The sequence below is a fragment of the Streptomyces sp. NBC_01390 genome, from assembly GCF_045040105.1.
Classification (GTDB): Bacteria; Actinomycetota; Actinomycetes; order Streptomycetales; family Streptomycetaceae; genus Streptomyces.
Map to the genome: position 1 here is coordinate 9,289,101 of NZ_CP109551.1, position 24,902 is coordinate 9,314,002.

At 70.6% G+C, this 24,902-nt stretch carries 27 protein-coding genes and 1 pseudogene; 22 read left to right on the forward strand and 6 right to left on the reverse strand.

The window, feature by feature from the left end; genetic code table 11:
• The first annotated feature begins 106 nt into the window (after positions 1 to 106).
• The 6 genes from OG241_RS41685 to OG241_RS41710 all read left to right on the forward strand — a co-directional run bounded on the left by OG241_RS41685 (position 107) and on the right by OG241_RS41710 (position 4,466).
• Complete coding sequence (locus tag OG241_RS41685; protein WP_405823123.1) at positions 107 to 1,069, forward strand: alpha/beta fold hydrolase; 963 nt, start codon at positions 107 to 109, stop codon at positions 1,067 to 1,069.
• Between the two features lie 103 nt (positions 1,070 to 1,172).
• On the forward strand, positions 1,173 to 1,592 hold the full coding sequence (locus OG241_RS41690) for an ester cyclase (protein WP_405823124.1): 420 nt from the start codon (positions 1,173 to 1,175) through the stop codon (positions 1,590 to 1,592).
• Positions 1,593 to 1,664: 72 nt separating this feature from the next.
• Positions 1,665 to 2,066: a nuclear transport factor 2 family protein gene (locus OG241_RS41695; RefSeq protein ID WP_405823126.1), complete on the forward strand. Its 402-nt coding sequence runs from the start codon at positions 1,665 to 1,667 to the stop codon at positions 2,064 to 2,066.
• Between the two features lie 560 nt (positions 2,067 to 2,626).
• A complete protein-coding gene (locus OG241_RS41700; RefSeq protein WP_405823128.1) occupies positions 2,627 to 3,226 on the forward strand; it encodes a hypothetical protein in 600 nt (199 codons plus the stop codon).
• Between the two features lie 49 nt (positions 3,227 to 3,275).
• Positions 3,276 to 4,040, forward strand: coding sequence for a TetR/AcrR family transcriptional regulator (locus tag OG241_RS41705; RefSeq protein WP_405823130.1), 765 nt, complete (start codon positions 3,276 to 3,278; stop codon positions 4,038 to 4,040).
• 21 nt (positions 4,041 to 4,061) lie between these two features.
• Entirely contained in the window at positions 4,062 to 4,466 is a 405-nt protein-coding gene (locus OG241_RS41710) for a nuclear transport factor 2 family protein (protein ID WP_405823131.1), read from the forward strand.
• 102 nt (positions 4,467 to 4,568) lie between these two features.
• Here OG241_RS41710 and OG241_RS41715 read toward each other — a convergent pair whose 3' ends face one another.
• Positions 4,569 to 5,471, reverse strand: a complete 903-nt coding sequence (locus OG241_RS41715) for a helix-turn-helix domain-containing protein (protein WP_405823133.1) — start codon at positions 5,469 to 5,471, stop codon at positions 4,569 to 4,571.
• Between the two features lie 130 nt (positions 5,472 to 5,601).
• Between OG241_RS41715 and OG241_RS41720 the strand changes: the two genes are divergently transcribed.
• Positions 5,602 to 6,381 carry an MBL fold metallo-hydrolase gene (locus OG241_RS41720; protein WP_405823135.1) on the forward strand — a complete coding sequence of 260 codons (780 nt, stop codon included), beginning with the start codon at positions 5,602 to 5,604 and terminating at the stop codon, positions 6,379 to 6,381.
• 48 nt (positions 6,382 to 6,429) lie between these two features.
• The gene (locus OG241_RS41725) at positions 6,430 to 7,446 is read left to right on the forward strand and encodes an SMP-30/gluconolactonase/LRE family protein (RefSeq protein WP_405823137.1); all 1,017 of its coding nucleotides are present in this window, start codon (positions 6,430 to 6,432) and stop codon (positions 7,444 to 7,446) included.
• Between the two features lie 84 nt (positions 7,447 to 7,530).
• Here OG241_RS41725 and OG241_RS41730 read toward each other — a convergent pair whose 3' ends face one another.
• Positions 7,531 to 8,385, reverse strand: a complete 855-nt coding sequence (locus OG241_RS41730) for a helix-turn-helix transcriptional regulator (protein ID WP_405823139.1) — start codon at positions 8,383 to 8,385, stop codon at positions 7,531 to 7,533.
• A 101-nt stretch (positions 8,386 to 8,486) separates the two neighbouring features.
• On the opposite strand from OG241_RS41730, the gene OG241_RS41735 reads away from it, so the two are divergent.
• A complete protein-coding gene (locus OG241_RS41735) occupies positions 8,487 to 9,065 on the forward strand; it encodes a YceI family protein (RefSeq protein WP_405823141.1) in 579 nt (192 codons plus the stop codon).
• Between the two features lie 253 nt (positions 9,066 to 9,318).
• On the opposite strand, the gene OG241_RS41740 is transcribed toward OG241_RS41735, so the two are convergent.
• The gene (locus OG241_RS41740) at positions 9,319 to 9,921 is read right to left on the reverse strand and encodes a HutD family protein (protein WP_405823143.1); all 603 of its coding nucleotides are present in this window, start codon (positions 9,919 to 9,921) and stop codon (positions 9,319 to 9,321) included.
• Positions 9,922 to 10,257: 336 nt separating this feature from the next.
• On the opposite strand from OG241_RS41740, the pseudogene OG241_RS41745 reads away from it, so the two are divergent.
• The 7 genes and pseudogenes from OG241_RS41745 to OG241_RS41775 all read left to right on the forward strand — a co-directional run.
• Positions 10,258 to 10,416, forward strand: a pseudogene (locus tag OG241_RS41745) (DNA helicase); the annotation flags it as partial.
• 63 nt (positions 10,417 to 10,479) lie between these two features.
• Positions 10,480 to 11,652, forward strand: a complete 1,173-nt coding sequence (locus OG241_RS41750; protein ID WP_405823145.1) for an NAD(P)/FAD-dependent oxidoreductase — start codon at positions 10,480 to 10,482, stop codon at positions 11,650 to 11,652.
• A gap of 32 nt (positions 11,653 to 11,684) precedes the next feature.
• Entirely contained in the window at positions 11,685 to 12,044 is a 360-nt protein-coding gene (locus OG241_RS41755; RefSeq protein WP_405823147.1) for a (2Fe-2S)-binding protein, read from the forward strand.
• Positions 12,028 to 13,443, forward strand: coding sequence for an FAD-dependent oxidoreductase (locus OG241_RS41760; RefSeq protein ID WP_405823149.1), 1,416 nt, complete (start codon positions 12,028 to 12,030; stop codon positions 13,441 to 13,443). Before OG241_RS41755 ends, OG241_RS41760 begins: the two co-directional genes overlap by 17 nt.
• A gap of 78 nt (positions 13,444 to 13,521) precedes the next feature.
• The gene (locus OG241_RS41765; protein WP_405823151.1) at positions 13,522 to 14,442 is read left to right on the forward strand and encodes a dihydrodipicolinate synthase family protein; all 921 of its coding nucleotides are present in this window, start codon (positions 13,522 to 13,524) and stop codon (positions 14,440 to 14,442) included.
• Between the two features lie 54 nt (positions 14,443 to 14,496).
• Positions 14,497 to 15,498, forward strand: a complete 1,002-nt coding sequence (locus tag OG241_RS41770; RefSeq protein WP_405823153.1) for a proline racemase family protein — start codon at positions 14,497 to 14,499, stop codon at positions 15,496 to 15,498.
• Positions 15,499 to 15,533: 35 nt separating this feature from the next.
• Positions 15,534 to 16,205, forward strand: a complete 672-nt coding sequence (locus tag OG241_RS41775) for a GntR family transcriptional regulator (RefSeq protein ID WP_405823154.1) — start codon at positions 15,534 to 15,536, stop codon at positions 16,203 to 16,205.
• Between the two features lie 143 nt (positions 16,206 to 16,348).
• On the opposite strand, the gene OG241_RS41780 is transcribed toward OG241_RS41775, so the two are convergent.
• Positions 16,349 to 17,701, reverse strand: a complete 1,353-nt coding sequence (locus OG241_RS41780) for a lanthionine synthetase LanC family protein (RefSeq protein ID WP_405823155.1) — start codon at positions 17,699 to 17,701, stop codon at positions 16,349 to 16,351.
• A 172-nt stretch (positions 17,702 to 17,873) separates the two neighbouring features.
• Between OG241_RS41780 and OG241_RS41785 the strand changes: the two genes are divergently transcribed.
• Complete coding sequence (locus tag OG241_RS41785) at positions 17,874 to 18,398, forward strand: MarR family winged helix-turn-helix transcriptional regulator (protein WP_405823157.1); 525 nt, start codon at positions 17,874 to 17,876, stop codon at positions 18,396 to 18,398.
• Positions 18,399 to 18,542: 144 nt separating this feature from the next.
• On the opposite strand, the gene OG241_RS41790 is transcribed toward OG241_RS41785, so the two are convergent.
• A complete protein-coding gene (locus OG241_RS41790) occupies positions 18,543 to 19,301 on the reverse strand; it encodes a DUF4142 domain-containing protein (protein ID WP_405823158.1) in 759 nt (252 codons plus the stop codon).
• A gap of 118 nt (positions 19,302 to 19,419) precedes the next feature.
• Here OG241_RS41790 and OG241_RS41795 point away from each other — a divergent pair, with 118 nt between their 5' ends.
• From OG241_RS41795 to OG241_RS41815, 5 genes are all read left to right on the forward strand, one after another.
• Positions 19,420 to 19,962: a MarR family winged helix-turn-helix transcriptional regulator gene (locus OG241_RS41795; RefSeq protein WP_405823160.1), complete on the forward strand. Its 543-nt coding sequence runs from the start codon at positions 19,420 to 19,422 to the stop codon at positions 19,960 to 19,962.
• Positions 19,963 to 20,108: 146 nt separating this feature from the next.
• Positions 20,109 to 20,726 (forward strand): DsbA family protein, encoded by a 618-nt coding sequence (locus OG241_RS41800; protein WP_405826729.1) that lies wholly within the window; start codon positions 20,109 to 20,111, stop codon positions 20,724 to 20,726.
• A gap of 90 nt (positions 20,727 to 20,816) precedes the next feature.
• Positions 20,817 to 21,623 carry an MBL fold metallo-hydrolase gene (locus tag OG241_RS41805; protein WP_405823162.1) on the forward strand — a complete coding sequence of 269 codons (807 nt, stop codon included), beginning with the start codon at positions 20,817 to 20,819 and terminating at the stop codon, positions 21,621 to 21,623.
• A gap of 2 nt (positions 21,624 to 21,625) precedes the next feature.
• The gene (locus OG241_RS41810; RefSeq protein ID WP_405823163.1) at positions 21,626 to 22,036 is read left to right on the forward strand and encodes a nuclear transport factor 2 family protein; all 411 of its coding nucleotides are present in this window, start codon (positions 21,626 to 21,628) and stop codon (positions 22,034 to 22,036) included.
• Between the two features lie 201 nt (positions 22,037 to 22,237).
• Positions 22,238 to 23,131: an alpha/beta hydrolase gene (locus OG241_RS41815; protein WP_405823165.1), complete on the forward strand. Its 894-nt coding sequence runs from the start codon at positions 22,238 to 22,240 to the stop codon at positions 23,129 to 23,131.
• A gap of 351 nt (positions 23,132 to 23,482) precedes the next feature.
• Here OG241_RS41815 and OG241_RS41820 read toward each other — a convergent pair whose 3' ends face one another.
• Positions 23,483 to 24,796, reverse strand: a complete 1,314-nt coding sequence (locus tag OG241_RS41820) for a replication-associated recombination protein A (RefSeq protein WP_405823166.1) — start codon at positions 24,794 to 24,796, stop codon at positions 23,483 to 23,485.
• Positions 24,797 to 24,902: the final 106 nt, after the last annotated feature.

The window sequence follows — 24,902 nt, forward strand, 5'->3', positions numbered from 1 at the left end:
GGCGCAGAGCTCTCGGCCGGCGCAGCCACCGGCCATGGCGCCGCGCACGACGACACCCCCCGTTACACCCCCTACTAACCCCCTACCAAAAGGACGTACCACCGTCATGACCATGAACGCCTTCACCACTGCCTCCACCACCGCTTTGGCCGTCGGGTCGGAGGAGCCGCTCAGTTCCGGCTACGACGCGGCGACCAAGGACGACGCCGAGTTCAACGAGCTCTTCCGGCACGGCTTCACCACCATCGACGACGTGCAGATGCACTACGTCATCGGCGGCGACGGCCCGCAGGTCATGGTGCTGCTGCACGGCTGGCCGCAGAGCTGGTACGAGTACCGCCAGGTCATGCCCTCGCTGCTGCCCGGCCGCACCGTCATCGCCATCGACCTGCCGGGCCTGGGCGACTCCACAGGGAACCCGCCCTCCAGGGCCAAGGCGGTCCTGGCCACGTACGTCCACAAGTTGCTCAACCACCTCGGCCACCGCGAGAACGTACACGTCGTCGCCCATGACTTCGGCGTCAGTGTCGCCTACCCGCTGGCCGCCCAGTTCCGCGAGCAGACAGCAGGCCTGTTCCTCATGGACTACGGCCTGACCGGCAAGAACCTGAAGTTCGCCGCCATCGAGTCGATGTTCTGGCACTTCTCCTTCAACAAGCAGGGTCCGCTCGCGGAGGAACTGGTCACCGGCCGGGTCGAGACCTTCCTCACCCACTTCTTCCAGGGGATGAGGACCGCCGGCGAGAACGTCTCCGCCGACGAACTGGCCGAGTTCGTCCGGCTGTACTCCCGCCCCCAGGTCCTGCACGCCGGCTTCGAGCTGTACCGGACCGAGATCCAGGACGAGGCCGACAACACCACGTTCCAGGAGACCCCGCTGACCATCCCGGTCCGCATGATCACCCAGGCCGGCCTCGCCGACATGGTCCTGGCGCCCCTCCAGGACGCCGCCCCCGCCGCCACCTCCGCCGAGGTCCCCGGCGCCGGACACTTCCTCCTCCACGAAGCACCCGACCGCGTCCTGGCCGAGATCAACGCCTTCTACCCCACCCCCACCCCCAACTCCTGACCAGGAAACACCACATGGCTTCCGTCCCGTCCGCCGCAAAGCACGTGCGGACCCTGGACGGCGACTCCGAGAACCAGCACACCGAGGTAAAGGAAAGCCCCTGATGAACAGTCACATCACTTCTGCCCGCGATGTTCCCACTCGCCTTTTCGCGGCCTTCGACGCGGGCGACATCGCCGCACTGGACACCCTGGTCTCGCCCGATCTCATCGACCACAACCTGCCCGCGGGGGCCCCGTCGGCGATCGAGGGGATGAAGGGGATGGTCGCTGCCATGCGCGACGGGTTCACCAACCCTCACCACGAGGTCGTCTACCAGGCCGAGACGGATGACGGCTGGGTCGTCTCCCAGTGGGTGATCACAGCGACCCACACCGGTCCTTGGTTCGGACTGCCCGCGACCGGCCGTGACGTCACCTGCTCCGGCATCGACCTCGCGCGGGTGGTCGACGGCCGGATCGTCGAGGTCCGGCATGTCGAGGAGCTGCTGCAACTGCAGATGCAGATGCAGCTCACCGACTGAGGCAACGGCCCGCGGGCTCACAACGCGCCAGGCAAGCAGGTCATTCACAACAGAATGAAGGTTGAGGACGATATGGCGGAACAACTCCCCGGTCCCAACGGCTACGAGGCAATCGAAAGGATGTACACCGCCACCGAGGACGGTGACATGGAACGGCTCCTGACGTGTTTCGAGCCCGATGCCGTCGTCTGGCACGCGGACGACGAGGTCGAGAAGGACGTGGACACGTGCCTCCAGCGGGTCAGCCTGCTGGGTCCGGCGTCCTCGAAGGTGGCTTACGAGGACCGCCGCATGACGGCGGTGGGTCAACAGGTGTTCCTCCAGCACACCCTGACGGCCGATCTCCTCACGGGCCGTCGGCTCCGGCTTCCCGCCTTCATGCGAGTCGAGCTCAGTTCCGGCGGTCTGATCAGCAGGCTCGAGGAGTACTACGACTCCCGCGCGACCGATGTGCTCGCCGAGGCGGGACTGTAAGAAGAACGACCCGGTCTCGCAGGCGTGGTCAGGTCGTTCGAAGATCACGAAGATGGCGAGGATCACGAGTCATTCCCGCCATGCGGTCGGACTCGGACCAGCGGTCGGACTTGAACCAAGCGATTGCCATGACGTGAACGGTGCCCGAGTCTGCGACGGCTCGGGCACCGTGGTGCGGTGCCATCGGCCGCGCTGACGCCTTTGACGCCCAACTCGTGCATCAGCCGCGCGGTCGTGCGGGGGGCCGGATCAATGCCCTCGACCGCGCCTGGCGGACCCGTCTCAACTCTGGTGGAGCAGGGGCCCCGTACGCTGACGCCGTACCCGGTGTCCCAGGTCGCACGATCACGTTGGCCCGAACAGCCCAGACCACCACAAGCCCGCACACGAACGATCACACGATCGAGCTAATTCGGCCCTGTACGCACTCCTTCACGAGCAGCTCCAACCCCTCCCGGCACCGTCCAGTACGACCTCGACCGCGCGGGGAACCGGCGGCCCGGCGCCCTCGCCTTCCCGGCCCGCTCAGCGAACTCCATCCGGACGACGGCGCCACCCTGATGGAAGCCAACCGGTCGATGTGGATCTTCCCTTTCCGTGGTGGTCCGCAGACGGTACTGCTCAGCTACCACACCGCCGATGTGGACGCCGAGTTCAAGGAGCCGCCGGCCCAGCGCGTACGCGCGGCGTTCGGTCCCGGGCCCACCGGCCGACTCCTGGGCGAAGTGCTCGACGCGCTGGACACCGTCAAGGATCCGTTGTTCGACTCGGTCGAGCAGACACGGATGGACACCTGGCATCGCGGCCGGGTCGTACTTGTCGGCGACTCCGCATGGTGTGTCAGTCTCTACGCCGGCATGGGCGTCTCGATGGGAATCACCGGGGCGGACCTCCTCGGCACCGTGCTGGATCGCCACCCCGCCGATGTGCGCCGCGCCCTGGCCGTCTGGGAACAGACCCTGCGGCCCCACGTCGACGTGTTCCAGCAGAACGGCATCCAGCAGCGCATGATCTTCGTGCCGGCCAACCATAAGGAGCTCGCTCTGCGCAGGGTCTTCAACCTGGTGATGCGGACCCCAGGGGCGTCACACCTGCTGAAGCGGATGCAGGCCGGGAACAAGGCGGGCCGGCTCAAGGACCGTGACCTCGCCATAGCATGAGGCCGGCTCCGCGGCCGCGGGCCTGATCGGGACGGGCAAGGGAACGACGATGGCAGTACTGGCCGAACACGACTCCGCCACGGCGGCCCGGATTCTCGCCGCGGCCAGGGAACTGATCCTCAAACGCGGCGTCAAGGGGCTGACGGTGGCCGAGATCGCGGAGAAGGCGCACGTCGGCAAGGGCACGGCGTACCTGTACTGGGGCACCAAGCAGGACCTCCTGTTCGAGCTGTTCGCCAGAGACTTCCTGACGTTCCTGGAGGGCGAGATCCAGGCGCTGGACGCCGACCCCGAGGCCGGCATGCCGCAGCGGCTCTGCCCGCGGGTCGCCCGCAACGCCCTGAACTACCCGATCGTACGGGCGATGCAAACCGGCGACGACGACCGGCTGGGCGCCTTCGGCCAGCATCCGCGCAGCGTGGAACTGCTCGGCAGGCTGGGCCCCGCCACGGTGGTCCACTCGGTGCTGCCGGTGTGGCGCGAGTACCGGCTGGTACGAACCGACTGGCCCCTCGACGAACAGGCCTACGCCCTGCAGGCGCTCATGACCGGCTTCCTCGGCGCCGCCACCCGGCCACCGACCCCGACCAGCGTCACGGTCGACGACCCCGACAAGGTCATGGCCGCCGCGGTCACGGCCTTGCTCCGCCCCGAAGAAGCCGGCCCTGAAGGAGTCGGACCCGCCGAGCTCCGCACGGTCGCCGAGGAAGGTCTGCGGCTGTTGCGCGAGCGACGGGACGCCATGCTCGCCCTGATCGCCACCTACCCCGGAACGAAACACAGTCAGGAACCGGAGCGCTCCGGTTCGAGTTGAGGAACGACGGAGGAAGCGTCAATGACCCGGGCGACCGTGACAACCACTCCCGAAGAGACCGTCATCGACCGCTACATCAGGATCGTCGACCGTACGGTGTACGAGCCCGAGGCGCTGACGGAGCTTGAGTCGATCTTCGCACCGGACGCCACCGTCGAGCTCGACGGGGACACGGAACCGGTGACCGGCCTGCCCGCGATCATGGCGGCGTACAGGCAGCTGACCAAGGTCATGGTCGACAGCAAGCACTTCTGGACCGTCACGGAGCTCGACGACGGCAGGCTGGAGTGCCACTGGGTCCAGGCAGGTCGCGGGACCGACGGCCGCCTGGCCGGCCAGAGCGGTATCGAGCACGCCACCGTCAACGCTGACGGGCGGATCACGCACCTGAGCAACCGCATGGTGCCCGTCGCCACCTGGTCCTGAGAAGGCGGCCGGCTTCTTCGGCCGAAGTGGGTGAGCGTGAACTCCGGTTCCGTGAAGGTTCTTCGGGAGTATCCGGAACAACGCGCGGCTCTGGCACCGGATTCACTGCTGGTCCTGATGGGCCAGCCGGAAGGCGCCGGGTGTCACGCCGGTGTGGCGGGTGAAGAACTTGCCGAAGTTGGTCGGTTCGGGGAAGCCGAGGTGGCGGGCGATGGTCGCCACCGGTTCGCCGGTGTGGGCGAGCAGTCGTTGGGCCTCCAGGGCGACGCGGGCGTCGATGACGTGCTTCACGGGCTGTCCGGTGGCGGCTGCGCAGGCGCGCGTGAGTGTCTTGACCGTGTAGCCGAGGCGTTGGGCGTAGTCGGCGGCCCGGCGGGTGGTGGCGTAGGAGAGTTCCAGCTCGGTGCGGAAGCGGGTGTAGACCTCCCGGCTGGGAGTCCGGTCGCCGCCGCCGTCGGGTTGGGGCAGCCGGTCGATGTGCAACAGCACGGTGGCGAGCAGGAGTTGGAGGATCTCCGCCGACACGGTCTGTGCCGGCCGGTCGTACTCGGCCCGCAACTGGCCCAGCAGGGTGGCCAGTACCGCGTAGTCGCCACTGGCCCCCAGTTGCCGGCAGACCGGTCCGTACCACTCGTTGACCAGCCGGTCGGCGCCGCTGGGATGGGGCAGGAAGGCCGGCGTGAACAAGAGGTGGATGCCGTTCGCCGTGCCCGGTCGCACAAAGCGCTGTACCTGTCCGGGGCGGATCCACAGCAAGGTGCCCGGGCCGCAGGGGTAGGTCACGAAGTCCACGGCGTGGTCGCCGCTGCCCTCGGTGACGAGCGTGAGGGTGTGGAAGTCGACCCGGTGCACCGCATCCGGCTGTCTGCGCCGGCGCCGCTCGTGCAGGGTGGACAGATCGATGATCTCGAAGCCGGGGATCCGATTCTCGGGCGGGTTGAAGTCCAGCCGTACGATGCCGCCGCCCCGGGGAGGAGGAGCCTCGCCAAGATCCGCCGAGTTCATCACGCCTCTCCTGGATGTCCTCGATTTACCACACCGGGTCTTCAGGTTACCTCGCCCACCTGTGCTTTTGCGGCGAGAGTGGATGACGTCAAGGCGGCGCACGGCCGCCCCCACCACAAGGGGCACCTCCATGAACGGCACAGTCACGGTCCTCGACAAGGGCGCGGTCCGCATCCACAGCTACATGTCACCGGCGGACACCTTCCACACCACCACGCAGCTGATCGAGACCCCGGCGCGGATCATCGCGGTCGACGCCCAGCTGACCCCCGCCTACGCGGACGAGGCGGTCGCCTATGCCCAGGGGCTCGGCAAGCCGCTGGACCGGCTCATCATCACCCACGCCCACCCGGACCACTACAACGGCGCCGCCCGCTTCGGCGTCCCCGTTCACGCGCTGGCCCAGGTGCGCGAGCAGATCCTCGCGCGCGGCGACAGCCGGCTGCCCACCGGCCAGGTCATCCCGGTCACCGACTTCACGCCGAACGTGGAGATCACCGCCGGCACCGAGGTCGTCGACGGGATCCCGTTCGTCTTCCAGGCCGTCGCCGGTGGTGAGGCCGCCGACGAACTCCTCGTCAAACTCCCCGAGCAGGGCGTCCTGATAGCCCAGGACCTCGTCTACCACGACGTCCACCTCTACCTGGGCAACAACGACATCGCCGGCTGGCAGCAGGTGGTCGACGCGCTCGCCGCCGAATCCGGTTACGACACGATCCTCGCCGGCCACGGCCTGCCCGCCGGGCCGGAGATCTACGAGGAGGTGCGCCGCTACCTCGCGGACGCCCAGGAACTGCTCGGCGACGACGGCGAGGCGTACAAGAAGGCGATCACGGACCGATACCCCTCCCATGTCGGCCCGTTCATCATCGACATCGCCAACCGGTCCCTCTTCCCCGCCGACCACTGAGCCCAGCCTCTCCGCTCCTCGCAGCCCACTCCTTCAGAAGGACTCGTCATGCCGTCAGCTCGTATCCGCCATGCCCGTGTCGCGGCCGTCGCGGTGGCCTCACTGGCCGTCATGGGCGCAGCCACAGCCCCGGCTCTCGCCACCCCTGACGCGACCGGGAGGCCTGCCGCCTCCGCTCAGCACCGCGCCCACCTGCCCGCCAGTTACTCGATCCCCGGCGACCGGACCTACCCCGAGGGCATCGCCCGCCAGCACGGCACTCCCTACTTCTACGTCGGCAGCACCAGCGACGGCACCGTCTACCGTGGTGACGTCCACCAGAGCGCGACCAAGGTGTTCCTGCCGGGCGGCCAGGACGGGCGCACCTCCGTCGCCGGCATGAAGACCGACACCGCAGGACGCCTCATCGTCGCGGGCGGCGCCACCGGCAAGGTCTTCGTCTACGACACCCGTACCCGCGCCCTGCTGCACGTGTTCGACACCGGCCGCACCGACGTCTTCCTCAACGACGTGGCCCTCGCCCCCAACGGCGACGCCTACATCTCGGACTCCGTCCACCCGGTGCTGTGGCACATCACGGCGGCGGAGTTGACGAGCGAGCACGTCCAGCAGCCGCTGCGCGTCGGTGCGGACCTGGCCAGGTCCCCCATCGACTACAACGCCGGCTTCAACGGCAACGGCCTGGTCGTCACGGACGACGGCCGCTACGTCCTGCTGGCCGACTACAACGACTACGCCTTCTACCGCATCGACACGATCACCCACCAGGTCGTTCCCATCGCCCTCGGCGGTGCCGAGGGCGTCTCCGGCGATGGTCTGCTGCTGCGCGGCAACACCCTCACCGCCGTGACCGAACTCGACCATCCCGAGGGCCAGATCGCGATCCTGAAACTGAGCCACGACTACACCAGGGCCAAGCTCGTGCGCACTATCCACGGTCACGGTATGCACAGCCCTTCCACGGCGGCCTACGACGGACGCGACCTGCTGATCGTCAACTTCCAGTTCCAGATCGCCGACCCACACCTGCCGTTCAACGTGGTGCGCGTCCACGTGAACCGATGACCGGGCACAGCACAAAGAAGGACGACAGCACGACGACGAAGCCGGGTCGGGGTCGGGCGGGCCGACCGGGGCGACCCCGTGGCGTCAGCCGCTCACGGCTCGCAGGGCTCCGGGCCTGCGGCCGTTGAGACGGTCGAGCGCGGTGGCCGTTGCGTCGTCGGCCGGGAGGTGCACCACCAGGCGCTGGCCCTCGTCCGAGAGCGTGAGCGTCTCGTACGACAGGCGCAGGCGGCCCGCCGCAGGGTGGTCGACGAGCTCGGTCCCGAATTGGGTGGGCAGGGCCGGAACGGCGAGCCGGTCGCTGAACGGCGCCCCCACCGTCGCGGTCAACTCCTCGGCCAGGGCGGCTACATGAGGGTCGTGCGGCGAGGCCTCGTCGCGAAGATGGGCGACCTGTTCGTCGGCCAGCCTGTCCCATCCCGGGTACACCGCGCGTGCCCGGGCATCGGTGAACAGATACCGCATCATGTTGGGCGGATCGCCGTCGAGCAGGCCGAGCGGGCGGGCGTACCGCTCGTAGCCCTGGGTGCAGGCCACGATGTCACCGATCCAGTTGAGCAGGACGGCCGGTGCGGGCTCCAGGCGGTCCAGCAGCGACTGGACGGTGGCGCGCACTGTACGCACCGGCGGCACGGTGACCGACTGGCACACAGCCTTGGCATCGCCGTGGTCCTTGGCCAGCCGGTGCAACAGGAGACGGTCCGCGTGCGACAGGCGCAGGGCGTCACCGAGGGCGCCGAGGACCGGGGGCGAGGGGTTGCGGTCGCGGCCCTGTTCGAGCCGGGTGAGGTACTCGATGCTGATGCCGGCGAGGGTGGCCAGCTCGGCCCGGCGCAGTCCCGGAGTGCGGCGGCGCAGGCCCGCGGGCAGGCCCACCGCGGCGGGGGTGACAGCTTCACGGCGGGCGCGCAGGAAGGTGCCCAACTCGTTGTCGTTCACCTGTCGAACCGTACAACGCGTGCCGTCGCGGAGGATGGCCCTGCCACTACTACCCTTCGCCCGGTCTCCCTCCCCCGCCTCGTAGCTCGCACGATGAAGCCATGAGCATTGAAAACTCCGCGAACATCACCGCCGCGTCCGTCGCCGCGCTGCCCCTCTCCCCGGGCGACTGGGAATTCGACCCCTTTCACTCGGCGGTCGGCTTCACCATCCGCCACCTCGGGATCGCCAAGGTGCGGGGCCGGTTCACCGAGTTCAAGACCGGGCTGTACGTCGGTGAGACCGCCGACGATGTGCGGGTGAGCGCCGAGATCGCGCTCGCCTCCATCGACACCGGCAACTCCGACCGTGACGCGCACACCCGCTCCGCCGAGATCCTTGATGTGGAGAAGCGGCCGACGATGACGTTCCGCTCGACGCAGGTGTCCGGAGAGGGCGAGGACTGGACGATCGCGGGGGACCTGACCATCGGGGACGTGACCCGCCCGGTCACGCTCGGCGTCGAGTTCGGCGGGGTGATGGACTCCCCCATGGACCAGAGGAAGCACGCCGGGTTCGAGGCGACGGGCGAGATCCGCCGCAGCGACTTCGGGCTGGACTTCGGCACCGGGCTCCTCGGCGATGTCGTCAAGCTTCACCTGGACATGCAGTTCGTCGCACCGCAGAGCCAGGACGGCTGACCGAGGACGGGCCGCTCCTTAATGGGTGTCTCCGTGGCGCCACGGACTGGACCTACCCGTACCTCCAGAGGTGACGTCGTGCCCGTGCGGATGGCCGCGTCGGCGACCTGTGACCGTACGGCGGGGCGCGCAGGGCCGGCTCCCGACGCGCCCCGCCGCGTTGTCATCGCGACGTCACCGGTGCGGCGTGTGCGTCAGTACATCGTCGGCACCGGGGACGGGACGACCGGTCGGCGGGCGCCGGTTCACGTCGTCAGCGCGCCGCGGTGATCCTGATCCCGGCCACGGTGCCGTCGCCCCGCAGAGTCAGTGCCGCCGGGCCTTCGTGACGCACGCAGTCGAGGCGACCGAGCGTGGTCTCCCGGCCGGCCGGTCCGCCGACGGCGATGCCCTCGGTGACGGCCATGACGAGGAGCGTCTCGCCCGTGGCGCACGCCATCTCTGCCCCCTGTGCGGCGGCGACGGTGATGATCCGCACCTGTGCCGTCGCTTGGCCCCTGCGGGTCATCACATTCATGTTGCGAACCGCGCCCGCTTCCAGCCGGCAGTCGGTCGCCGCGTCGCCGGGGAAGGCGAAGGGACTCAACGGCCCGACCGGATACGGCGTTCCGTCCACCGTCAGGACCATGCCCGCGCCCTCGACCAGGGTGATCACGCGGTCGATCCCGGGAAAGGCGGAGAAAGAGCCTCCCGCGTCCACGTCCGCGACACTCACCCGCCAGTCGAAGCCGTCCGCGGGCTCTATCGAGGCCAGGGGAGCGTGCACGGTGCCCGACGCGACCTCTCGGGTCGTACCACCGCCGTTCTTCCACGGCATGCTGCGGTACTCGCTCCAGCGCAGAGCATCTCCGCCCATCCGACACCGCCTCCTTGCTCCGTCATCCGGTCGGCCGCGTCACCGGCGAACCCGGGCCATCGGCCTCTCGGCCGGCGGACCGCTTGAGCGCCCGCCCAGGCGCGTGATCATCGAGTCCAGAGCCGGCCTGCGCGCCGACCGGGCGCGGAGGGCGGGGCCGCCGCACCGGACGGTCGCCCCGAGACTCGGCCCAATGCCGGGCGCCAGGCTACATCGAGCCAGGACCGGTCCTCCGACACGCACTGGTTCAGGCAGAACTGTCGGCGTGCTTCCTTTCGATCCGGCCAACTTCTCTCACATAGAGCGACATCTGTTGGTTAACCTCAAGGTGTTGGCTACGCCTCATGGGGTGAGCTGCAGGAGTACGCGGAATACGATCCCGCCGGCCGAGATCTCCAGCCGTTCGTGGAGCTCGTCGACACCCACGGGCCCGAAGTCATCATCGCCGCTGTTGACGCGCTGACCGACGAGGACAGAGCCGAAGTCACGGCGGCGGCGGGCGGGGGGTCGAGCCGAGGCACCCTTGGCGAGATCAGGAACATGTGACATTGTACTGACGTGAGCAAGCGACTGACCTGCGATGTTGTGGTCGTCGGTGCCGGAATGGTCGGCGCCGCCTGCGCCCTGTATCTCGCTCGGGCGGGCCTGGCGACCCTCGTCCTCGACCGGGGACCGGTGGCCGGCGGCACCACCGGGGCCGGTGAGGGCAACCTGCTCGTCTCCGACAAGGAGCCGGGGCCCGAGCTGGACCTCGCGCTGCTCTCCGGCCGGCTCTGGAACGACCTCGCCGCCGAACCCGGTGTGGGCGGCGCCGTCGAGTTCGAGGCGAAGGGCGGGATCGTCGTCGCCTCCGACGCGGAAGGCATGGCCGCGCTGAGCCGCTTCGCCGCCGGACAACGGGCGGCGGGCGTCGCGGCCGAGGTGGTCGACGCCCGGCAACTCGCCGACCTGGAACCGCACTTGGCCCCCGGCCTCGCGGGCGGCGTCCGGTACCCGCAGGACTGCCAGGTGATGCCCTCCCTCGCCGCCGCCCAGGTCGTACGGGCGGCCCGGCGGGCCGGAGCCGAGCTGCGCACCGGCACGGCCGTCACGGACATCCTGCGCGCGCCGGACGGTTCCGTGCGCGGCGTACGGACGGCGGGGCTCGGCGACATCCACGCCCCGGTCGTCGTCAACGCGGCCGGCACCTGGGGCGGCGAGGTCGCCGCGCTGGCCGGGGTGCGGCTGCCCGTGCTGCCACGACGGGGCTTCGTCCTGGTCACCGAACCACTGCCGCCCGGCACCGTCCGGCACAAGGTGTACGCCGCCGACTACGTCGCCGATGTCGCCAGCGGTGATGCCGGGCTCCAGTCCTCCGCGGTCGTCGAGAGCACGGCCGCGGGCCCGGTGCTGATCGGGGCCAGCCGTGAACGGGTCGGCTTCGACCGGACCTTCTCCCTCCCAGTCGTGCGCCGACTGGCCGCGCAGGCGACGGCCCTCTTCCCGGCTCTCGGCACGGTCCACGCGATGCGCGCCTACCTCGGCTTCCGCCCCTATCTGCCGGACCATCTGCCGGCCATCGGGGCCGATCCCCGGGCGCCGGGGCTCTACCACGCGTGCGGTCACGAGGGCGCCGGGATCGGGCTCGCGGTCGGTACGGGGCACCTGATCGCGCAGTCGCTGACGGAGCGGACACCCGACCTCGATCTGACGCCGTTCCGCCCGGACAGGTTCACCGGCGGGGAACAGTGAGGCCCGTGAAGAGGCCGACGAAGGGGAGGCGGATGAAGAAGGTGAGACAGGTGAAGGACGTGCAGCAGGGGCAGCAGGTGCAGAGAACCACTCCGCTGGAGCTGGCGCGCGCCCGGCCCGGACCTGCGTTCACCGTCACCGTCGACGGGGACGAGACCGACGCGCTGCCCGGTCAGACCGTCGCCGCCGTGCTCTGGTCGGCGGGCATCACCTCCTGGCGCGGCACCCGGGGCAGCGGTGCGCCGCGTGGGATCTTCTGCGGCATCGGGGTCTGCTTCGACTGCCTGGTCACCGTCAACGACCACCCCAACCAACGGGCCTGCCTCGTCCCGGCCGCGCCCGGCGACGCGATCCGCACCCAGGAGGGCACCGGCCATGACGAACTCGGCTAGCGCGTTGTCGCTCGCGGTGGTCGGCGCGGGTCCGGCGGGTCTCGCCGCCGCGCTGACGGCGGCCGACCGGGGTGTACGGGTCGTACTGCTCGACTCGGGCACGCAGGCGGGCGGACAGTTCTACCGGCAGCCCGCGCCCGAGCTGAAGGCGCGCAGGCCCCAGGCCCTGCACCACGCCTGGGGCACCTGGAAGCGACTTCGGGACCGGCTGGCGGCACATGTCGCGGCGGGCCGGATCCGGCATCTGGTGGACCGTCATGTGTGGTTCGTGGAGCGGGAGTTCGCGGGTGGCCCGGGCTTCGGCGTGCACGCCCTCCAGGGGCCCGGGCAGACCGGGTCGCAGACCGTAACCGCCGACGCCGTCCTCCTCGCCACCGGCGGCTACGAGAAGGTGCTGCCCTTCCCCGGCTGGACTCTCCCCGGAGTGGTCACCGCGGGAGGAGCGCAGGCGATGCTCAAGGGCGGCCTCGTCCTGCCCGGCCGTACGGTGGTCGTCGCCGGGACCGGGCCGCTGCTGATGCCGGTCGCGGCCGGCCTCGCCGCGGCGGGCGCCGAAGTCGTCGCGTACGTCGAGTCCACGCACCCCGCCGGCTTTCTACGGCACGCGGCGACGCTCGCAGCCAACCCGGCGAAGGTCGCCGAGGCCGCCCAGTACACGGCCCAACTGCTGCGCCACAGAGTCCCGGTGACGGTACGTCACACCGTCGTCGCGGCGCACGGCACCGACCGCGTCGAGGCCGTCACCGTCGCCGCCCTGGACACCCACGGCCGGGCGCGGCCGGGCACCCGGCGGCGGATCGCCTGCGACACCCTCGCCGTAGGACACGGCATGCTCGCGCACACCGACCTCGCCGAGACCCTCGGGTGCTCGATCGACGCCACCGCCGACCCCTTCGTCGTCACCGACGCCGAGCAGCGCACCGACGTCGACGGTGTCTGGGCGGCGGGGGAGGCCACCGGCATCGGGGGAGCGGTGCTCGCGCTGGCCGAGGGCGAGATCGCCGGGCACTCGATCGCAGCCCGGCTGAAGGGAGCCGAGCCGCCCCTCGCCGCCCGGGCGAAGGCCGACCGGACCCGTACCCGGCTGCGGAGGTTCTCCGCCGCCCTCGACGCCGTGTACGCCCCGCCCGCCCACTGGGCGGAACAGGTCGCCGACGACACCGTCGTATGTCGCTGCGAGGAAGTGACGGCGGCGGAGGTCCGCGAGGCGGTGGAGGAGTTGGGGGCGACGGATCTGCGCACCGTCAAGCTGCTCACCCGGGCAGGTATGGGCTGGTGTCAGGGGCGGGTCTGCGCGGCCGGGGTCGCCGGGGTCGCGGGGTGCCCGGCGGGTGCCACGAAGCGGCCGTTCGCTCGTCCGGTACCGCTGAGTGTGCTGGCGAAGGAGCCGGAGGACTGACCGACGTGTCTTGTCTGCGGGGCCGTTGTGGCTGGTCGCGCAGTTCCCCGCGCCCTGAAAGGGGCGCCCTATCCCTGCATGTCGAAAAGTGAGGTTCCTGTGAGTATCACCACCGCCGGCCCCGTCTGGCGAGGCGTCCTCGTCGCCACCGCGCTGCCGTTGAACGACGACCTGAGCGTCAACTACGCCGCCTACGCGGACCATTGCCGCTGGCTCGTCGAGAACGGCTGCGACGGCGTCGTACCGAACGGCTCGCTCGGCGAGTACCAGGTGCTCAGCACCGAGGAGCGGGCGAAGGCCGTCGAGACCGCGGTCGCCGCGATCGGCGGGGACCGGGTCATGCCCGGCGTGGCCGCCTACGGCTCCGCCGAGTCCGCCCGCTGGGCCGCGCAGGCCAAGGACGCCGGCTGCGCCGCCGTCATGCTGCTGCCGCCCAACGCCTACCGCGGTGACGAGCGTTCGGTCCTCGCGCACTACGCGGCCGTCGCCGAGGTCGGTATCGACATCGTGGCGTACAACAACCCGATCGACACCAAGATCGACCTCACCCCCGAACTGCTCGCCAAGCTGCACGCGGCCGGACACATCAAGGGTGTGAAGGAGTTCTCCGGCGACACCCGGCGTATCTACCAGATCCAGGAACTCGCCCCGGAACTCGACGTGTTGATCGGCGCCGACGACGTCCTGCTGGAGCTGGCCACCGCCGGAGCGGTGGGCTGGGTCGCCGGCTACCCCAACGCCCTGCCCCGGGCGACGGTCGAGCTGTACCGCGCCGCCGTGGCGGGCGACCTGGCCACCGCGCTGCCGCTCTACCGGCAGCTGCACGCCCTCCACCGCTGGGACTCCAAGGTCGAGTTCGTGCAGGCGATCAAGCTCTCGATGGACATCGTCGGCCGGCACGGCGGTCCGGTCCGGCCGCCGCGCATGCCCCTGCTGCCGGAGCAGGAGAAGGCGGTCCGCGAGGCCACCGAGAAGGCCGTCGCCCTCGGCCTCGGCTGAGCCGGCGGCCGGCCGACCCGCATCGACCCGAGTGAACCTGAGAGGATCGCGATCATGCGCAGCAAGCTCGTCCTGCACGCCGTCGACTCGCACACCGAGGGCATGCCGACCCGGGTCGTCACCGGCGGTATCGGCCCGATCCCCGGCGAGACGATGAACGAACGCCGACTGTGGTTCCGTGAACACCGGGACGACGTACGGCACTTCCTGATGGACGAGCCGCGCGGGCACCCCGCGATGAGCGGGGCGATCCTCCAGCCGCCGACCCGACCCGACTGCGACTACGGCGTGGTCTACATCGAGGTCTCCGGCTATCTGCCGATGTGCGGCCACGGCACGATCGGGGTGGCGACCGTGCTCGTCGAGACCGGCATGGTCCCCGTCGTCGAGCCGGTCACCACCATCCGCCTGGACACCCCCGCCGGGCTCGTCGTCGCCGAGGTGGCGGTGGAGAACGGCGCGGCGAAGGCCGTCACGATCCGCAACGTACCTTCGTTCGCGGTGGAGTTGGACCGCAAGGCCACCCTCGCCGACGGGCGCACGGTGACGTACGACCTCGCCTTCGGCGGCAACTTCTACGCCATCCTGCCCCTCGACCAGTTCGGCCTGCCCTTCGAGCGCGGGCGGAAGGACGACATCCTCGCCGCCGGACTCGCCCTGATGGACGCGATCAACGCCGACGGTCCCCCCGTACACCCCGAGAACCCGACCATCAACGGCGTCCACCACGTCTACCTGGCGGCCCCCGGCTCGAACGCCACCCGGTCCCGGCACGCGATGGCCATCCACCCCGGCTGGTTCGACCGCTCGCCGTGCGGCACCGGCACCTCCGCCCGGATGGCCCAGCTGCACGCACGGGGTGAACTCCCGCTGCACCAGGACTTCCTGAACGAGTCCTTCATCGGCACGTCGTTCACCGGGCGGCTCGTCGAGGACACCGAGGTCGCCGGGCGTCCGGCGGTGATCCCCACGATCACCGGCCGCGCCTGGATCACGGGCACCGCGCAGTACCTGCTGGACCCGGACGATCCCTTCCCGGCCGGGTTCGTACTCTGAACACCGCACGAACCGAGATCCATCCAGGAGAACCCATGGCCGCTCAGCGCACCGGGCCCGCCCTGCCCAGCATCGGCGGGTCGCGGCCCAGCTACCGGGCGAGCGTCGCCGACGCCCTCCGGGCCGCGCTCGTCGCCGGTGAACTGCGGCCCGGCGAGGTCTACTCGGCGCCCTCGCTCGCCGCCCGCTTCGGCGTCTCGGCGACCCCGGTGCGCGAGGCCATGCTCGACCTGGTGAAGGAGGGCGTGGTCGACCCCGTACCCAACAAGGGTTTCCGGGTCACCACGGTCTCCGAGCGGCAGCTCGACGAGTACACGCACATCCGGTCACTGATCGAGATCCCGACCACCGTCGGTCTCGCCGCGACCGCCGACCCGGCCGATCTGGAGGCGCTGCGCCCGCACGCGGAGGAAAGCGTGGCCGCGGCGGAGAGCGGCGACCTCATCGCCCATGTCGAGGCCGACCGCCGCTTCCACCTCGGTCTGCTCGCCCTGGCCGGCAACCAGCATCTGGTCGAGGTCGTCGGCGACCTGCGCGCACGGTCCCGGCTGTACGGGCTGACCGCGCTGGCCGAGCGCGGCCTGCTGAAGTCGACCGCCGAGGAGCACCTGGAGATCCTCGACGCGCTCCTCGCCCGGGACACCGAGCGGGTACGGACCGTGATGACCCGGCACCTGGGCCATGTCCGGGGCGACTGGGCCCACTGAGGCGCCCCACCCCCACCGCGCCGGACGTACGCGAACTCACCGTGCGCGTTCGGACGTGTTCGGTCGTTGCCGTACGGGGCGGGGGAGGAAGCAGGCGCTGACCTGACGCATACCGGCGGTCCGCCGAGGACGCTCAAGGGTGCTCAGGAGACGGCCGTACCGCCCGCGACGCGCAGCCGCTCCGGGACCGCCCACCACTGGTCCGGCCGGTCCACCACCCCCGCCTCGGGCCCGGTGTCGAGGAAGCGGGCGAGCCGGAAGAGGTACGCCGCGATACCCGCCGCGCCCTGCATCCACGCGGTGCCCGGGGGCAGCAGCGGGGACTCCAGACGGTATTCGACGAACCGCCAGCGGGCGCCCGCCCCGTCCCTGACGGCCCGCTCCACCAACGCGTCGCCCATCACGCGAGCCGCCCGCACCAGGGTCTCGACGGTATCCCGGTCCGCGCTGTCCTGAGCCGCGTCCAGGAGTACGTCGCCCACGCCCGCCGTGCCGCAGCAGCGGCCGTCGTTGTCCCAGAAGCCGGGGCGCAGCCGCTGGGGGAGACCCGAGGTGAGGATCGAGGTCAGACAACGCTGCCGCAGCTCACCCACGTCCAGCCCCGACACCTCCGGCACGCCCGCGTGCGCCAGCGCCGAGAACAGGTGCGAGGTGCCCGCCGGACCGTGGCACCAGGTGTACGTCACCGGCTCGACCTCACGCTTCGACGGCGGGATCGTGTGCGGAACGACGAAGCCGCCGTCGTCCAGGGAGCCCACCGACAGGACGTGCCGGGCTCCCCGGACGGCCGCCTCGACGAAGTCCTCGCGGCCCAGCGCGGCCCCCGCCACGGCCAGCGCCGAGGCCACTCCGGCGGTGCCGTGCGAGTAGTTCGGCGCCCGCCACTCGGTGGCCGCCCCGATGCCCCAGTCCAGACCGGCCTCCGTACGGTGCGCCACCCGCAGCAGCGCCTCGCAGCCCGTCGTCGCGATGGACTCCGCGTGCTCGCCGCCCGCCCAGACCGCGGTGAGCACCACGCCCGCGGCGCCCATGATGATGTCGTTGAGGGGCGCGTCGGAGCCCTCTTCGAACCCGAGGGTGGTCCGCCAGCCGTCGGGCGCCGCCAGCTCGGCCAGCCGCCGCAGCGCGACCGACTCCGTGCCCGGCGCGAGCAGCCGAAGCCCCGTCACATCGCCGGCGAGACCGTCGTACAGCGAGGGTTCCGTCCGGGTTCGTGCCGCCGCCGACAGTCTCGTCACGATGCCGGTCGCCAACGACCGCTCCCGGTCGGTGAGTTCGCGGTGGCGGGCGATCTCGGCCAGCACGGGGGCCAGGCCCGCGATCCCTCCGTACAGGGAGTCGCGGTCCTTCGCGGGTACGGGGTCCGGGCCGTCGTCCGCCGCTTCCTCGGACACCGTCTCCGGCAACCACGGCCCGTCGTCCTCACGGATCTGGTCCAGCACCCACGACCAGGCGGCCTCGCCCAGTTCCCGGTACCCGTCGGAAGAGTCGATCACGTCACTTGAGTCGTTGTCCGGCACCCGGTCACGCTACAACCGCGGGATCATCGCCGGTAGCCGCCCACCTGCGGCGCAGAACCTCCCGCTCCGCCGCCGGGGTCATGGGTGAATCGGCAATCTGTTCCCCGCGCGGGCGGGAGCGGTCACTTCGGCACGGTAGAAAGGACCCATGGCGGACCGCGAGACCCCTGCAGGGGACATGGACGATGTTGACGCGGTGACCCGTGCGGTGCTGACGGCGTCACGGCTGCTGGTGGCGGTCTCCGCCCGGTCACTCGCCGCGGTCGAGGAACGCGTGACACTTCCGCAGTTCCGGATGCTGGTCGTGCTGTCCACCCGCGGGGACACCAAGCTGGTGACGCTCGCCGACCTGCTCCAGGTGGCCCCGTCCACCGCGATGCGCATGGTCGACCGGCTGATCGCGGCAGGCCTCGCCGAGCGGCACCTCAACCCCGACAACCGCCGTGAGACGCAGCTTGGCCTCACCGAGGAGGGGCGTCGTACGGTCGAGGACGTCACGGCTCGGCGGCGGGCCGAGATCTCCGGGATCGTCGCCCGTCTCGCCCCCGCCCAGCGGGCGTCGCTCGTCGAGGCGCTCACCGTGTTCACCGAGGCGGGCGGCGAGCCCCCGGCCCCGGCGGCCGACGACACGGAGACCCACCCGCTCGGCTGGGTGGACACCGTGATCGTCTGACACCGTCCCGGGCAACTGAGCTCCCGGGCAACTGAGCTCCCGGGCATCGGAACTCCCCGGTACCGGAGCTCCCCGGCCGGAAGACCCCGGTCCGGAGTCTCCCATCACGGGGTCTCTGAGCGCGCAGACGGCGCCCGGGGTCTCTCAGCCCGCCGACGGCGACGGGGTGGAGGGGCCCGTGGGCGCCGGGGCGGCCGTGTGGATGTTGAGGTCGGGGCGCGGGGTGAGCGCGACGATCGGTGCGCCCTGCTGGGGCGGCGGCGGGGTCGTGTTGTCCTTGGGCAGTTTCGGTGGCGTGCTCTGCTGGAAGTTGACCTGGTCGATGTTGACCAGACCGGTGTTCTCCAACACGGTCATGTGGTCGAGGACGGTGTCGTTGGCCAGGTCGGCCAGGGCGCGGACCATGGAGTTCCTGGTGGTGGCGCGGGTCTTGGCGATGACCGGGAAGATCTGGCCGTGCGTCACCCGCATGATGGCGACGGCGGTGGAGTCGAACTCCTTGCCGGTGGCCGCGTCGGCGGTGGCCACGAACTGCTGCTGTTGCGGCGACGCCAGGTTGGGCAGCGCGACCCCCAGCTCCGGGGCGATCTTGCGGCACATGTCGTCGAGGCCGGCGTGACCGACGATCAGGTGCTTGCCGGCCTCCCTCATCTCCGGGGTCGTGCCCCGCTGCATCGCCATCTCGCCCAGCGGGTACTCCCACAGCCCGGCCGCGCGCACCTTCACCACGAAGTCCCGGTCGGCCTCGGTCAGCGGGCCGTACCGGGTGTTGGCGATGACACGGTCCGGTGAACTCGTCGTGTTCTGCACCCCGACCATGGCCGGGTAGGCCAGCGCGGTGAGGGTCAGCCCCAGAGCGCCGAACACGAACACGTTCCCCGCCTTTTTGGCCGAGATGGGCATGGTGCCTCCTGAAGTGAGCGGCTCGTACGTCAGGAGGTACGGGAGTGAGGAGGGATTCAATCATTGCTCAGGGTAAATTTTGCACTCTGCTAAATCTCGGACGCGGGATGATCGGTGGATGGAAGCTGTGGAGGGCGTGAGCGACGGTGACGGCGGCGGGGCCGACGCGGCTGGGCAGGCGGAGATCTCGTCGCCGCGTGAGGCCGCGAACAACGCGCTTGTGCTGGCGTTCGGGCGGTTGCAGGGGGCGGCGAACCGGCTGGAGTACATCCTCGGCCGGTCCCTGGAGCAGGAGTGCGGCATCAGTCACCTCATGTTCGAGGTGCTGCTCATCCTGGGGCGGGCGGGTGAACCGGGGCTGTCGATGCGGGCCGTCGCCCAGGAGCAGGTGCTGACCACGGGCGGTGCGACGCGTCTCGTCGACCGGATGGCGGCGGCCGGACTCGTCGAGCGAGCCGAGGATCCGGACGACCGGCGTGGCCGGCTGGTGCGGCTGACCGGGCTGGGGGAGGAGACCGTGGTGCGGGCGTCCCGGCTGCACGTCGAGAACATACGCCGCTACTTCGTGGCACCGCTGCCGCCCGAGGACTGGGAGCGGTTCAGCGAGGACCTGCGCATCCTCAGTCACTCCGCACGCGACGAGCTGCCCCGCCTGCCCTGACCCGACGGGCGCGGGTGTGGTGGCGCGGGTGTGGTGGGCGCCACATGGGGGCGACGGATGCGGGGAAATATCTGATGCGTCAGATACTGTTCTCTCAGGCGAAGCGCTCGCACCGGGTGGGCGCCCCACCCCTGCCGAGGTCCCCCATGAAGCTCGTCTACGCGTTCGACGCATACTGCGGCTGGTCGCACGGGTTCTCCGGAACCCTGAGCGAGATCGTCTCCCGTCACCCGGAGATCCCGGTGGAGGTGGTGTCCGGCGGTCTGTTCACCGGCTCGCGCCGGGTGCCGATCAGCCAGTTCGGGTACGTCAAGGGCGCCAACGACCAGATCGCCGAGCTGACCGGTGCCGAGTTCGGTGAGGCGTACGAGGATCTGATAGCCGACGGTTCGTTCGTGATGGACTCGGAGGTCGCCGCCCGCGGGGTCGCCGCCCTGCGCGAGGCCGCTCCCGCCCGTGCGTCCGAGCTCGCCATCGCGCTGCAGCGGGCCTTCTACGTCGACGGGCTCAGCCTCTCCGACCCGGCGACCTACCGGAAGGTCGCCGAGGCGGCCGGCCTGGACGCCGACGCGGTGGTGGCCGCCTTCGAAGGGCCCGGGGTGCGGGTCGCGGCCGGAGTCGACTTCCACCGGGCTTCCTCGCTGGGCGTCACCGGCTTCCCGACCCTCCTGGCCGTCGACGGCGACCGTGTCACGAACCTGGCCCGGGGCCATGCCACCGCCGACGAGGTCGACCAGCGGCTCGCGACCCTTCGTACCCCCTGAACCTCCCCGTCCCCACTCTCCCCGTCACCCCTGCATCCCCTCGCCACCCTCAACGCCCTCGCCAACACCCTTACCCGCAAGGAGCTTTCGATGAGTGCCCTGTCCTTCAAGGTCCTGGACCTGGATTTCCCGGCCGGCAGCAAGAACAAGACGGCCACCCTCGTCACCGGTGAGACGGACGCGTTGCTGGTGGACGCCGCGTTCACCCGCGCGGACGGTCACCGCCTGGCCGCGGAGATCCTCGACTCGGGCAAGACGCTGACCACGGTCTTCGTGTCGCATGCGGACCCCGATTTCTACTTCGGTGCCGAAGTGATCGCTGACGCGTTCCCGGATGCGGTCTTCGTGGCGACCCCGATCGTCATCGAGCACATCGCTCACTCCTACGAGGGCAAGCTCAAGGCCTGGGCGGCGCTCGGTCCCAACCTGCCGACCCGTCTGGTCGACCTCACCCCGCTGACCGGTGACCTGACCCTGGAGGGTCACCGCTTCGAGCTGAAGGGTGGCCCGGCCGGACTGCCCGACCGTCACTACCTGTGGCAGGCCGAGTCCCGCGCCCTGCTCGGCGGCGTCCTGCTCTTCCAGCAGGAGCACGTCTGGGTCGCCGACACCGCCACCCCCGAGTCGCGCGCCACCTGGATCGGCTTGCTGGACGAAATGGCCGCCCTCGCCCCGGAGTTGGTCGTCCCCGGCCACCGCCTGCCCGGCACCGCGGCCGATGCGACCGCGATCTCCGCCACCCGTGAGTACCTGGTGGCCTTCGAGGAGGAGCTGGGCAAGGCGGCCGACGGCGCCGCGCTGACCGAGGCGCTCGTGGCCCGGTACCCGGACAACGGGATGCTGATCGCCGCCCAGATCGGTGCGAAGGTCGCCAAGGGCGAGATGAAGTGGGGCTGACCATGGGCGAGTTCGCGACCTCCACGGCTCCCGCCGACGTCGTACGGCGGCAGTACCTGGCCTCGGCGGCCGGTGATCTGGATGCTCTGCGGGCCACTCTCGCGCCCGACGTGGAGTGGACGGAGATGGCCGGCTTCCCGCTGGCCGGTACCTACCGCACCCCCGACGGGGTCACCGCCGGCGTGATGGAGAAGCTCGGCCAGGACTGGGAGGGCTGGGCCGCGCACGACGACACGTACGTCGTGGACGGCGAGAACGTCGTCGTCCTGGCCCGCTACACCGCCGCCAACAAGGCGACCGGCAAGCCGATCGACGTCCGCGTGGCCCACCACTTCGTCGTACGCGGCGGACTCATCGTGCGCTTCGAACAGTTCGTCGACACGGCGCTCGTACGGGACGCCATGACCGGCTGACCGGCTGACCGGCTGACCGGCTTCGGGGCGGGAGGGGAGGGGCGGGCCGCTGGGCCCATGAGGCGTGCCGACCGGGCGTGGAAGCCGGTTTCCCGCCCCTCCCGTGAAGCCGGTACCCGTCTCCCCATTGCGCGATGTGGGAGCAGCGTTCATTATCAGGAATCCTGATAGTTCAATGTTGCAGTGATGGGTGACCGAGCCATGCCATTCAGCCCCGGAATCAAGGCCAGAGCGATCCAGCTGCTGCTCGGCCGCGTGATGTCCCATGTGCACAAGGACCTGCGCTTCACCGACATCCCGAAGCGCACCGAGACCCTCCGGGTGGAGACCGGCGCCGGCCCGGTGACGTGCACCGTCTACCGTCCGCCGGTCGGCACCGAGCCCCCCGCCCCCGTGTACGTCAACCTGCACGGCGGCGGCTTCGTGGTCGCCCGCCACGAGCAGGACGACCACATCTGCCGCTACATAGCGGCCAAGGCCGGCTGCGTCGTGATCAACGTGGACTACGCCGTGGCCCCGCAGCATCCGTTCCCCGCCCCCGTCACCCAGGCGTACGACGTCACCGCGTGGGTCGCCGAGAACGGCGAGGCCCACGACTGGGACGGCTCGCGACTCGCCGTGGGGGGACACAGCGCCGGGGCCAACCTGACCGCCGCGGTCTGCCGCACGGCACGAGACCGCGGCACCTTCACGCCCCGGCTCCAGCTCCTCGACTCGGCGCCGTTCGACCAAGTCGCCGACCCGGCCACGAAGCATTCCCCCATCGCCAAGCCGCTGCTCACGCCCCAGCTCATGCGGATCTTCACCGCCGCCTATGTCCCGGACCCGGCGGACCTCACCCATCCGCTCGTCTCGCCCGGACTCGCCGACGACCTCGCCGGACTGCCGCCCGCCCTGGTCATCACCGCGCGGAACGACCGCCTGCACGAGGAGGGCGCCGCCTACGCCAAGGCCCTTGAGGCCGCCGGCGTCCCCGTCACCCACCGCGTCTTCGAGGACGTCGACCACTACTTCACCCACGCCGGCCCGGCCCCGGAAGGGAAGGAGGCCATCGACCTGATGGCCACCACCCTGCGCACGGCCCTGAGCGACTGACACCGCCGAGAGACGGAGCCAAAGAGGGGCGCGGTGTTGTTCGCGGTCGGGGGAGCGCAGGCACGGCGTCGGCAGGGCGACGCGCCGCTCGGAGCTCCGGGCCCTGGTCGGCAGGGCCGACAGGCCGCCGGAGTCGGTGCGGTGGAGGCCGCACTTTCCGCAGCGCGATCGAGGGCGACAACGGCCAAACCCGCCCCTGCACTCGGCGCTGTCCACCCGGCTGTGCGCGGGCGTTGACCCGGCCGAGATCGCCCGGCGGGTCGACGACCGTGTCGAGGCCCGTCACGGACGACTCGGGTGCACCGTCTGCGTTTTCCCCGGCCGGGCCGAGTCTTCGCGGGCGTCGGCCCGTCAGCCGCCCTGTCTTCGGGCGCGGAGAGTGGCCCAGTGGCGCAGGCGTTCGGTGATCTGGGCTTCGTAGCCGTTGCGGGTGGGCTGGTAGTACGTCTCGCGGTTCATGCCGTCGGGGAGGTAGTCGGCGCCGGAGAAGCCGTCGGCGCTGTCGGGGTCGTACTGGTAGTTCTTGCCGTAGCCGAGGTTCTTCATCAGTCGGGTCGGGGCGTTGAGGATGTGGGCGGGCGGCATGAGTGAGCCGGTGCGGCGGGCGGCGCTGTGTGCGGCGTTGAAGCCGCGGTAGACGGCGATGGACTTGGGGGCGGTGGCGAGATAGACGACGGCCTGGGCGATCGCCAACTCGCCCTCGGGGGAGCCGAGTCGCTCGTACACGTCCCAGGCGGCGAGTGTCTGCTGGACGGCGTGCGGGTCGGCCATGCCGATGTCCTCGTTCGCGAAGCGGACCAGACGGCGGGCCACGAACAGCGGGTCCTCGCCGCCGTCGAGCATGCGGGCGAGCCAGTACAGGGACGCGTCCGGATCGGAGCCGCGCATCGACTTGTGCAGCGCGGAGATCAGGTTGTAGTGGCCCTCCTGCGCCTTGTCGTACAGCGGGGCGCGCTGCTGGATGTGATGGGCGAGCCCGGCGGTGTCCAGGGGAGTCCCCGTGGCCGGGATGGCCTGGAGCTGTTCGGCCATGTTGAGGAGGTAGCGGCCGTCGCCGTCCGCCATGGCGATCAGGGCGCGGCGGGCGTCGTCGTCCAGCGCCAGACGGTGACCGGTGAGCTGCTCGGCACGGTCGAGCAGCGTGGACAGCGCTGCTTCGTCGAGGCGTTTGAGGACGAGGACCTGGGTGCGGGAGAGGAGGGCGCCGTTGAGTTCGAAGCTCGGGTTCTCCGTGGTGGCGCCGATCAGGGTGACCGTGCCGTCCTCGACGTAGGGGAGGAAGCTGTCCTGCTGGGCACGGTTGAAGCGGTGGATCTCGTCGACGAACAGCAGGGTGCCCTGGCCGATGCCGCGTCGGCTCCGTGCGGCGGCGAAGACCTTGCGCAGGTCGGCCACGCCGGAGAAGGTGGCCGACACCGGTTCGAAGGCGAGGCTGCCGGCGTCCGCGAGGAGCCGGGCGATGGTCGTCTTCCCGACACCGGGCGGGCCCCACAGGATGGCGGAGCTGAGGCGCTGCTGGGCGACCATGCGGCCCAGCGGGGCGTCCGGGGCAAGGAGGTGATCCTGCCCGACGACCTCATCCAGCCGGGTGGGGCGCAGGCGGTCGGCGAGGGGCCGGGCGGGCTCCTCGCCGAAGAGCGGCAGGGTCGCTTCGGTCGGTTCCATCGGTCTCTCGGGTCGCAGGCGGAGGGGTGTGGACGACGTGTGTGGACACGACAAGCCTCGCACGGGGCACTGACATCAGGTCTGGGCTCAGCCGCTCGCGGGGAGG